The organism is Paenibacillus typhae, assembly GCF_900099765.1.
Lineage (GTDB): Bacteria > Bacillota > Bacilli > Paenibacillales > Paenibacillaceae > Paenibacillus_AQ > Paenibacillus_AQ typhae.
The window spans coordinates 67,850-79,118 of record NZ_FNDX01000005.1 but is presented as its reverse complement, the minus strand read 5'-3'; the positions used below and the strand labels follow the sequence as shown (position 1 = coordinate 79,118).

At 50.5% G+C, this 11,269-nt stretch carries 8 protein-coding genes and 1 pseudogene; 4 read left to right on the top strand and 5 right to left on the bottom strand.

All coding sequences use genetic code 11. From position 1 onward, the window contains the following. The 5 genes and pseudogenes from BLR64_RS30725 to BLR64_RS06195 all read right to left on the bottom strand — a co-directional run. A pseudogene (locus BLR64_RS30725) lies at nt 1-587 on the bottom strand (YVTN family beta-propeller repeat-containing protein); the annotation flags it as partial. Nucleotides 588-943: 356 nt separating this feature from the next. Next, nucleotides 944-1,669 carry a protein-glutamine gamma-glutamyltransferase gene (locus BLR64_RS06210; RefSeq protein WP_090713266.1) on the bottom strand — a complete coding sequence of 242 codons (726 nt, stop codon included), beginning with the start codon at nt 1,667-1,669 and terminating at the stop codon, nt 944-946. Nucleotides 1,670-1,766: 97 nt separating this feature from the next. Beyond that, nucleotides 1,767-3,029, bottom strand: coding sequence for a PucR family transcriptional regulator (locus BLR64_RS06205; protein WP_090713264.1), 1,263 nt, complete (start codon nt 3,027-3,029; stop codon nt 1,767-1,769). Nucleotides 3,030-3,587: 558 nt separating this feature from the next. Further along, complete coding sequence (ald, locus tag BLR64_RS06200) at nt 3,588-4,721, bottom strand: alanine dehydrogenase (RefSeq protein WP_068722957.1); 1,134 nt, start codon at nt 4,719-4,721, stop codon at nt 3,588-3,590. Between the two features lie 220 nt (nt 4,722-4,941). Beyond that, nucleotides 4,942-6,168: a Zn-dependent hydrolase gene (locus tag BLR64_RS06195; protein ID WP_090713261.1), complete on the bottom strand. Its 1,227-nt coding sequence runs from the start codon at nt 6,166-6,168 to the stop codon at nt 4,942-4,944. Nucleotides 6,169-6,384: 216 nt separating this feature from the next. On the opposite strand from BLR64_RS06195, the gene BLR64_RS06190 reads away from it, so the two are divergent. The 4 genes from BLR64_RS06190 (at nt 6,385) to BLR64_RS06175 (ending at nt 11,232) form a co-directional block, all read left to right on the top strand. Continuing rightward, complete coding sequence (locus BLR64_RS06190; RefSeq protein WP_090713259.1) at nt 6,385-7,260, top strand: aldose 1-epimerase family protein; 876 nt, start codon at nt 6,385-6,387, stop codon at nt 7,258-7,260. Between the two features lie 320 nt (nt 7,261-7,580). Beyond that, nucleotides 7,581-8,570 carry a glycosyltransferase family 2 protein gene (locus BLR64_RS06185; protein ID WP_167360611.1) on the top strand — a complete coding sequence of 330 codons (990 nt, stop codon included), beginning with the start codon at nt 7,581-7,583 and terminating at the stop codon, nt 8,568-8,570. After that, nucleotides 8,567-9,673 (top strand): polysaccharide pyruvyl transferase family protein, encoded by a 1,107-nt coding sequence (locus tag BLR64_RS06180; RefSeq protein ID WP_090713255.1) that lies wholly within the window; start codon nt 8,567-8,569, stop codon nt 9,671-9,673. Before BLR64_RS06185 ends, BLR64_RS06180 begins: the two co-directional genes overlap by 4 nt. A 44-nt stretch (nt 9,674-9,717) precedes the next feature. Continuing rightward, a complete protein-coding gene (locus tag BLR64_RS06175; protein WP_090713253.1) occupies nt 9,718-11,232 on the top strand; it encodes an oligosaccharide flippase family protein in 1,515 nt (504 codons plus the stop codon). Nucleotides 11,233-11,269 lie beyond the last annotated feature (37 nt).

Sequence of the window (11,269 nt, the reverse complement as noted above, 5' to 3'; positions counted from 1 at the left end):
CCAGTCGCTCCTGTTACCCCGGTTGCCCCTGTCTCCCCGGTCACACCGGCACCAGTCGCACCCGTTGCTCCTGTTGCTCCTGTCTCACCTGTCGCTCCAGTTGCCCCGGTCTCCCCTGTCTCTCCGGTCGCACCAGTTACGCCAGCGCCCGTCGCACCCGTTGCTCCTGTTGCACCTGGCGCACCTGTCGCTCCGGTTGCACCGGCAGGTCCGGTAATTCCTGCGGTTTCACCGAGCAGTTCGGCAGATACCAGACGGTGTGCGGTTACGAGCTGGCCGGTGCTGCTTTTTCCCCACAGTGAAATCTGCACGGGATCGCTTGCAGGAGGTGCAGTAGGCGTAGTAAAGGTAAATTCAAACGCATCCAGATCGGCAAAATAATTAACAGTGACTACCTGATTTACAGCAATATTAAGCACCTCGCTGACATACAGGATCCGTGTTCCGCCGCTCATGTAATAACCCTGAATTGACACTGTCGATGCAGTGGTAACGCTCCGGTTGTCTATTCTTACGGTCACCTGCTGAGTCGGTCTTACCCCGCCGACCGGGTTATTTTCGATCGGCCCGGTTGATAAAAAGCTCATTCCTACACCACTTCCCCATTTGAGATTATGAATCTGTACCGTTCACTACATAGCAATAGAATGGCTTTGTACGCAGGACGGGGCATACTGCCGCGCCAGCTTCCGGCCATTTCTCCCTCTCCCAGCCTCCCTGCCGCTTATAAGCCACCCGTTCTACAGCTTGGACGACTTAACCGGCGGCGGCCGGCTGAGTGATTTATATAGTAATATTCCGGCCGGTTTGTTCGGTGTGGACTTATCAGCGGCACTCACAGCAAATCAGGCTGAAGCGCACAAAAAAACTGTTCCAGCCGCAGCTTACGAACAGTCCTTTTTTAGCATCATATTTGTTTAATCCCCGCCCATTGCCGGATAGGCTACTTATAAATATAGGTCCGTACACCGATTCTCGAATAAACTGCATTTTTCCCGCTGTTCCCCTTTACCGCAGGCACACCGCCTCTCGCTGCAAGTCCGCTGATATAGTCGAAATTCGGGTGCAGCGCCTCATCCGTCAAATAAGCAGACGTCCGGCTGCCCGGCACTCTTTTTCTGTTAAGGGAAGCGATCATTTCCTCAGCACTCTTGATGCCCAGTCCATGCCCGTAGTAGCGGTCCGCACCAAGCATAATGGCATTTTCACCCTGCCACTCCGGCAGCTCCGGGTCATGGTCAGGATTTCTGAAGTACACAACATCCCCCGCCTGCATCTCGAACTTGTTGAATGTGGTGATCATCTGCAGATTGCTGTCATAGTTCCAGTCCCAGAGATAAAGGTCCGTAAAATAGCGGTCAAACGCCTCTGCCCCGATTGAAGCAATGGTCGCTTTGTAAAGAATCATCACCATCGCCATTGCACATTCAAACGCATACAGCTGACCATTCACAAAAATATCGTTAATCGCCGCCGAAGGGCGCACTCCCGGCTTCAATTCAAATCCGCCGCCAGCCGTACGGTTCCAATATTGTGGATTACAGCGGGAGTTTTTAAAATTGGAGAAATCGGTTTTGCCCACATTCATTAGATTTGCCGCCTGTATGATCTCTGCCCGCATCTGCTGCTCAAAGCTCGACCCGCCGGGTGAGCCATAGCCTAACCCCATTCTGTCAGCCCCTTTCCTGATTCCTTCACAGAATATAGGTTATTGTACGTGTCAGGGCATCCATTGGTGCTTGCTACTTTGGTATTTACGTTCTACTTTAACTAATAAACGGAAACCAGCCGTTCACCTGCGCCGTCTCCTCCGTAAGCAGATCCAGATAGACCGAAGTCCGGTAATCCGTCTCCTTCAGGCTTCTGCCGGTAATTTCGGCGATCCGGTTCAGCCGGTACATCAGGGTGTTGGTATGGATATGCAAAAATGCTGCAGCCTCCTTCAGGTTCCCGTCCAGGGTAAGGTAGACCGCAATGGTTTTAAGAAAATCGCTTTTATGCTCACGGTCATGCGCCTTGATCGGCTCCAGCAACGCGCTGCGGCGGGAACGGCTGCGCTTCTGTTCAATCATTGACGGAATATAGGCCCAAAAGCCGATTTCGTCGTAAAGCAGCAGATAACGGGCATGGTAAGGGAGCAGCTTTTTGATCTCCAGCACCGCCAGAGCTTCACGGTAAGCCGTAGCGGCTGAGGTGTATTCCCGGTAACCCGGACTGCATCCGGCTGCAAGCCTGCAGCCTTCACTGTGGCTCATATCCGCAAGCAGCTTGTGTACGAACGAAGACAGAACCGCCGTCTCCTCCACCGGGAAAACAAACGAAAATAACAGGATCAGCCGGTTATGCTCAGCCGTCACAAACAGCAGCCGCTGCCCGGCATAAGCATCCATTGTCTGCCGCAGCCGCAGCAGAAAGGACTCGCCAATCACCCTGTCGCTCTCGATCACCCCGATGTAATAGCTCTCCGGCAGCAGAATGGACCAGCTCTCCGCCTCCTGGCGGATACGCGGCTCATTATCATAATGCGAGGTCAGCAGCTTCCAGAAAAAATCCTCAAACGCCTTGTCCTGCTTGTTTTTCCAGCCCCGCTGTTTAAGCAGATAACGTCCGGCGATACCCGCCGCCTTCTCCACTACCCCCTCGGCATACCCTTCAGCAAGGTTTCCGCGGTCAACGACCCAGATGTAACCCAGAATCTCTTGCTGATGCTTGATGCACATAGCCAAACGCGGACCAAGGCCGACCTCCATCACCGCCGGAATGCGGATGGGATGCGCCGTATTTTCAAGCTGATGCATAACGCCTTTTTTGCGGAGTCCGATGATAACGGTGCTTGGTACACGTTTGCCGATAATGGTGGAGATACGCGCCGGATCACTCTCAAACTGATGGGAGCTGTAGCCGATGACATGGTGGTTGCTGTCCTCTATCGTCACCTGGGACTGCAGCGATTCGCTGATGGTATCCGCCAAGGATTCCATACTGTCAAAAAAACGGTCAAACGTTAACCCTGCCTCTGTTTCTGTCAATGTTCCCACCCCAGCCTGAAGAATACCGGATCTTGTACGTATAGGTGTTTACATTATATTACTCAGATTGGCAGCTGGCTATAGGTTTATGAAAGAAAACCTGACATGTGAAGGGTTGATTTATTAAAAAATACCTCCCGTATAGCAGCCCTACAGCCTACTAGTTAACTCGTTAGCACACTCTCTGCTGTAGCGGACTCAGATGCGCTTATTTATGGCAAAACCACACTGTAGCCCATCCTAACGGACACCAGCGACCTTATATACCGGAATTTGGATTATAAACGAGGCTTGGGGAGAAAATAAGAGCTCTGGAGTCCGTTAACTCAGCCGAATGGCTTTTTTTCAGGAAAATAAGGTCATTTCAGTCCGTTAGCAGCTCACAGCTCACAATTCCACCCCTCTCCTCCTCTAATATTCCGCCTCCTGCCCTGTACTCAGGGCTTATAGCAACAAAAAAAACCGGCGGATAAACCGCCGGCCCACAAAAGTATGCCCCTCTGTTCTCTATAGGTTCCTGTATGCCTTTATTCTCTCTATGCTCAAGCCGACACAATACTAGATCAGTGTGAACTCCTGCTCTACTGCTTTCTCTACCGTGAAGTACTCTTCCCCAAGAGCTTCCGCCACGGCCTGGCAGGTGATTTTGCCGTTAGCTACGTTGACGCCGCTCTTCAGGCCGGCATTGTCTTCGATCGCCTGGAACACACCTTTATTCGCTATTTGCAGTGCATACGGAACGGTTACATTGGTTAATGCAATGGTCGAGGTTTTGGCTACAGCACCCGGCATATTGGCTACGGAATAGTGCAGCACGCCATGCTTCTCGAATACCGGATTGTCATGGGTTGTTACGCGGTCAATCGTTTCGACGATCCCGCCCTGGTCGATGGCTACATCGACGATAACCGAGCCCGGCTTCATCGCTTTGACCATTTCTTCGGTTACCAGCTTCGGCGCTTTGGCGCCCGGAATCAGCACTGCACCTACCAGCAGGTCAGCTTCAGCTACGGCTTTGGCAATGTTGTAAGGGTTAGAGATCAATGTGCTGATCTGGGAACCAAAAATATCGTCCAGCTGACGCAGTCTGTCTGCGCTCAGGTCAATAATCGTTACTTCGGCGCCGAGGCCGATCGCCATTTTCGCGGCATTTGTTCCGACTACACCGCCTCCGATAATGCTGACCTTGCCTCTGCTGACGCCGGGAACACCAGAGAGCAGAATGCCTTGTCCGCCGTAGTTCTTTTGCAGGAACTGTGCCCCCAGCTGTACGGACATCCGGCCAGCCACTTCGCTCATTGGTGTAAGCAGCGGCAGTGTGCGGCCGTCCACTACTGTTTCATAGCCGATTGCGAATACGCCCTTGTCTTTCAGTGCAGCGGCAAGTGCCGGCTCCGGAGCCAGGTGGAGATAGGTGAACAGGATCAGGCCCGGACGGAAGTAGCCGTATTCACTTTCCAGTGGTTCTTTAACCTTCATCACCATTTCAGCGGCAGCCCACACCGCAGCTGCGTCTGCAATCAGCTCGGCACCGGCTGCAGCATATTCTTCGTTCAGGAATCCGCTGCCCGTTCCGGCTCCGGCTTCCACCAGTACTTTATGGCCTTCAGCTACCAGGCTGACAACACCTGCAGGGGTAATTGCAACGCGGTTTTCGTTATTCTTGATCTCTTTGGGTACGCCAATAATCATTGTTAATCTCTCCTGTCTTGTGTAATTCTCTTATGTGAAGAATCATAACATACTGTTTTCTATTGCATTTTGGGTAAAAAGAAAAACATTATCTGCCATGATTGTGTTTTTAAACAATGGAGCCTGGCGCGGCCATTCACGCTTATCAACAAATGAAAAAGGACACCGCGGCCGGTGCCCTCACCTGTAAATGTATTCAAATGTCATTTTTAATAACACACTAACCCCGCAGAACTGCGAGCACGGTCTCCAGCACAACATTAACGCCCTTTTCGCAATCTTCATAGGAGGTAAGCTCTTCCTCGCAATGGCTTTTACCGTTCACGCTGGGCACAAAGATCATCGCCGACGGCAGGAATCCGGCAACGAATTGGGCATCATGGCCCGCTCCGCTGGCTATTGTACGGTGAGAATATCCAAGTGTGACTGCTGCCTGCTCCACAAGACTGCAAAGGTGAGGGTCGAACCAGACCGTGTCCCGGCCCCACAGCTTGCTTTTTTGAACAGTGCAACCCAGCAGTTCTTCCGGCAGGCCGCCTATAATCGCTTCCACCTCGCGGACAATGTCCATATCCTTATGTCTGGCTTCCACCGTAAAAATCACCTTGTTCGGTATAACCGTGTGAATATTCGGCAGCACATTCATCCGGCCCATCGTATATACAAGCTCAGAATCAAGCCCGCCCAGCCTGGACCGCAGCTCAGTGATAAGGTCTGCGGCTGCGAACAGCGCGTCCTTGCGCATATCCATCGGCGTTGTTCCGGCATGGTCCGATTCCCCGGTCACTTCAATCTCATAACAGGCCATGCCGACTACACAGTCCACCAGGCCGATCGTAAGCTGCTCGCGCTCCAGGACCGGCCCCTGTTCAATATGCAGCTCCAGATAAGCCGTCGCTTCAGCTATCCGGTTCTCTGCCTCTCCGGCGTAGCCGCTGGCCAGCAGCGCCTCTTCGAAGGTTGTTCCTTCCGGGTCCTTCTTCTGCAGCATGGCTGCCTTATCGAACTTGCCCGATAATACGCCCGAGGCCATCATTGAAGGCTCGAAGCGTGCGCCTTCTTCATTGGTGAAGTTCATCACGGTTACCGGAAGACGGGGCGTTATACCATGATCAACCAGCGTTCTAGCCACTTCAAGCCCGGCAATTACGCCGAGCACCCCGTCGAATCTGCCGCCCTTCTTCACCGTATCCAGGTGGGAGCCGATGACTACAGGCGGACCCTCCTCCCTGCCCGCAAGCGTGGCATACATATTGCCCATATCATCCACTTTGACCGTCATCCCAAGCTCTTCACAGCAGGAACGGAAGTAACCCCGCACCAGCACATCCTGCTCCGACAGCGACAGTCTGGTGACACCATTGTGATCCGTACGTCCAAAATCGGCAAAAGCCTCAATTGTATTCTTCAGCCTCCCGCCGTTGACCAATAACTGCTGCATTTGCATGTTATATTTCCCTCCGCTTCCGACGATCATGTGATTAATGCTTTCTTTATATGTTATACCAATGCCAGTTATAATCACTGTACAGTCTGTAATAATATTTTTTGGTAAATATTCACGTTCTGTTAGAACATGGCGGAAGAGTTTGGTAGAATATGAGCTGCTATAACGTGAATACAGGATGAATTCTATAATAATGAATGGAAGGGGTTTTACCACATGAACACTACACTGCGCAGCAGCTCTGCCGAAGCAGTCATTCATTCTCTGGGAGCTGAGCTGGTCAGCTTCAAGCTCCTGGCAACCGGCACTGAATATATCTGGAGCGGCGATGCGGAATTCTGGACGGGCCGTTCTCCGGTGCTGTTCCCGATCATTGGGGCAGCCCGCGGCGGCGAGATCCGGACTGGCGGAGGCACCTATACCATCGGCAATCACGGCTTTGCCAGACGCAGCGAATTCACTCTTGTTGAGGCCACAGATACCCAGGCTGTTTTCCAGCTCTCGCAGAGCGGGCAGACACTGGCCAGCTATCCGTATTCGTTTAATCTGTTCCTTACCTACATTCTGAGCGGAAGCAGACTTGAGATCAGCTACCGTGTGGAGAATACCGATGAGCAGGACATTCATTTCCAGCTGGGTACCCACCCTGCCTTTAACTGCCCGCTGGACGGACAGGGGGCCATCACCGATTATTACCTGGAATTCTCCGAACCGGAGCAGCTGGAGCGGCTGTTCCTGAATGATGCCGGCCTCGTCATCAGCGGAAAAAGCGCACCTGTACTGGATAATGAGCAGCTTCTGCCTCTCTCCCACGAGCTGTTTCTGGACGGGGCGCTGGTCTTCCGGAATGTGAAGTCCGGTACAATCGCCCTTAAAAGCAAGCTTGCGGATAAAAGCGTGACTGTCACCTCCAAGGGCTTTCCGGACCTCGGCCTCTGGCAGCCGAAAAATGCCCCCTTTGTCTGCATTGAGCCGTGGCAGGGCATCGCGGACGGGGAAGATTTCAGCGGGGAGCTGAAGGACAAAACCGGCATTATCACCCTGCCGCAGGGTGGTCAATTCAACAGCTCGCTGACCATAGAAATCAGCTAAACCTATAGATTTTCCTAAAATAAAGGGTGCTTCAGCCGGTAATTTACGGCACTGGAGCGCCCTTTTATTTGAATTATCATTCGGGGCCCCCGCAAAGTACCTGAGTCAGCTTCCATGTAATCGCCCCACTTTGTGGGGTAATTTTGCCTTATATTAAGCAGTTATAAGTAAACTAAAGTAGTATATACAATCTTTTAACTGTGATAGTAAGATAATTACAAATCATTGCGTCCATTAAACAATGTACGTACAGCACACGTGTGCCGATGCTTCCGTCTCTGGCCCAGTCATCCGTTATTTTGAAAGGAAGTGATTGTTGCATGAAACCGGAGATAAGCATTATTGTGCCTATCTATAAAGTTGAAATGTATTTAAGAAAATGTGTCGACTCCATCCTGGCACAGACCTTCAGAGACTTCGAACTGATTCTTGTAAACGATGGCTCTCCCGACAATTGCGGCGAAATCTGCGAGCATTATAAAGAGCTGGACCCCCGGGTAAAGGTCATTCACAAGCAGAACGGCGGCCTTTCTGACGCCCGCAATTACGGCATTGATATTGCCGCAGGTAAATATATCGGCTTTGTAGACAGCGATGACTGGATTAAGCCCGATATGTTTGAAGCTCTGCATGGACTAATCACTGCCCATAATGCAGATATTGCAGTGTGCGGCCATGTCGAGGTCGAAGACGGTGTCTATGTGGATAAGGAGTTCTCCCATGAGGTCCGTGTCTATAATAATGAAGAAGCGTTCAAAAAGCTGCTGGAAGATACCGAGATCAAGAATCTGGCCTGGGATAAGCTGTATAAGGCAGAGCTGTTCGCAAAGGTAAGGTACCCGGTCGGCAGATACTTCGAGGATATGTTCGCAACCTACAAGCTGTTCATGCAGGCGGAGAAGGTGGTTTCCCTGGATTCGCCCAAATATCTGTATTTGAGGAGAGGCGACAGCATTACAGGCAAGATGAATAACCGGAAATATTATGACCGGATCTGTGCCTGGCGTGAACTGTATGAGGACATCAAGCATAAAAACTACCCTGAAGCGATTGAAAAGTCCCTGGCCAGAAACGTGACCGAGGGCATTGAGCTATGCAATCTTCAGATGATCGCCGGAGAAAACAGTGCCAATAAGGAATTTATCGCGGAGCTGGGCAGCTTTTTCAGCAAACATCTTAAAGAGGTCCTGCGCAACAAAAGCATCAGCAAGCAAATGAAGATAGCCACTTTGCTTATCCTGACAAGCTCAAACACATATAGAGTCCTGTATCAATCCAAACTTCGTGTGAAGGGAAGTAACCTGACATGACTAACCTTATTCATAAGATGCTCCCGCTCTCTTTCCGGAATTATGTAAGCAACAATGAATTTTACCGGTATTTCCGAGGGTATATGGCCAACAGAGACCTGTACAGGAATAAATCGAAGGCCATCTTCGTAGTCGGTTCCCCGGAACACGATAATCTCGGTGATCATGCCATTACGATGGCTCAAATGAACTTTTTGAAAAAAGCTTTTCCCGGTTATACCCTGATTGAGATTGTTGCCGACCGGCTGACATCTAACTGGAAATGCCTAATGGAGTATTCTACCCCTGATGACATCTTCGCGCTCCAGGGCGGCGGAAATTTCGGCATCGAATATTTCAGGGAGGAAGAAGTACGTAGAAAGATCATCAGCAATTTCCCCAATAACAAAATCATCCTCTTCCCCCAGACCATCTACTTTGGCGATACCGAATTAGGCCGCAAGGAGTTCAAGAAAACACAGAGCATCTACAGCGCCCACAGGGACCTGACACTGGTAGCAAGGGAAAAAACCTCCTATGAGCTGATGAAAGAAGGCTTTAAGCATAACAAGGTTCTCCTGACCCCCGATATTGTAATGTCGCTGGATATTACGGATCCACCCCGTGAGCGCAGCGGAGTTCTGATGTGCATCAGAGCGGATAAGGAGAGTATTTTTAACGAGGCGCAGAAGAAAATCATCAATGACAGTGTCTCAAAAGCCTTTGACCAGATTACCTATTCGGATACCTGCATTATACGTTATGTTTCTGTTGAGGAACGGGAGCATGAGCTGTATAGCTTATGGAACCAGTTCAAGGAGGCAGAGCTTGTTATTACGGACCGGCTGCACGGGATGATTTTTGCGGCAATTACCTCCACTCCGTGTATTGCACTCGGCAATTATAACTACAAGGTCGTAGGCAGCTACGAGTGGATCAAGCATCTCGGTTATATCAAGTTTACTAACGATATCAGCCAGATTCCTGAGTTAATGGACGAATTAAGCAAGATTCCGGCCCCGCGGTACAACAATGATTTCTCAACCAAGCACTACAACCAGATCATAGAGGCTATGTCGGATAACGCGGACCAATTCACAACTTCATCCATCGTGACGGCTTAGAGCATCCACCACGACATTCCCTGTAGCGAGGAAGCGATGTACTCTTGAAAACCAATATAAAACTTGCTGCGATTATTACCTATCTGTCTGTCTTTTTGGGTGTGATCATTTCCCTGGGCTCGACGCCTTACATCGTTTCAACTCTGGGAAAATCGGAATACGGGCTGTATTCACTGGTGAATTCCATTATCGCCTATATCGTGCTGCTGGACCTCGGCTTCGGCAGTGCGGTTATACGGTTCAACTCCAAATTCATCTCGGAAAATGATACGAACGGGCAGCGGAACATCAACGGGATGTTTCTGGTGCTCTTCTCGGGAATCGGTCTCCTTGCCCTGCTGGCCAGCCTGATTCTGGTATTTAATTTCAATTCGATTTTTAGCAGTCTCAATGAATCTGAGCTAAGCATCCTCAAGACCATCTTCATTATCGCAGCAGTCAATGTGGCCATTTCATTCCCGATGAATATTTACAGCTCTATTATTACCGCCTACGAGCGATTTGTTTATCTCAAAATCATCAATCTGCTGCGAGTGGTTATATCCCCGGCGATGATGGTGCTGGTGCTGTTCATGGGCCTGAGATCGGTCGGGATGGTTTCCGTCGCTCTTGGACTGAACATCGCGATCGGACTGGCCAACTATTTTGTCTGCAGATATAAAATGAAGCTGATCGTGAAATTCAGTACCTTTGACACCAAGCTGTTCAAGGAAGTATTCAGTTACTCTTCCTACATCCTGCTGTCATCCATTGCCTTTCAGCTCTATACGAATGCAGACCCTCTGATTATCGGTATGTTCCTGGGCGCTACGCCGATTGCGATCTATGCCATCTCCACCCAGCTGAACACGTACATTATGAATTTTTCCAATGTGCTGTCCAGCTTCTATCTGCCCAAGCTTACCAAAATGATTGTCAAAGGCGCGGATCAGGCCCGGCTGATGGTTGAGCTGGTCAAGATAGGCAGAATTCAGGCCCTCATTGTAGGCTATATAGTGTCAGGGTTTGTGCTGTTCGGGCAGGTGTTCATTCTGATCTGGCTGGGTGAAGGCTACCGGTACGCATACACGATTGCGCTGATCATTATCATTCCGCAGATTACCTCGATCGTCCAGTCGCTGTTCGCCACGATGCTGGAGGCGATGAACAGGCACAAGGTTAAGGCCTTGATCTATTTTTCCATCGCCATCCTGAAAATCATCCTGACGCTGCTGTTCATCCGGGTCTGGGGCATCACCGGCTGTGCGATTGCAACGGCTGCGGGTATGATCGTCAATGTCATCCTGAATAATATCTATTACAAGTATAAATTGAAGTTCGACATCTTCTACTTCTGGAAGGAAATCATTAAGGTCTTCATTCCGGTCGTGCTGCTCGGCGGCGTGTGCGGGTACCTGCTGACCTTTGTAAGCATCAGCTCCTACCTCCAGCTCGGTCTGTATGTCATCCTGTACTCCGTGCTGTACGCAGCCACCATGTGGACCTTCAGCATGAATGCAGATGAGAAGCAGATTGTTACAGGTCCGATGCGGAAAGTGGCGCTGCGGAGTCAGACATAAAGTAATATAACGGACAACAGACACCCTTTGGGGTGTC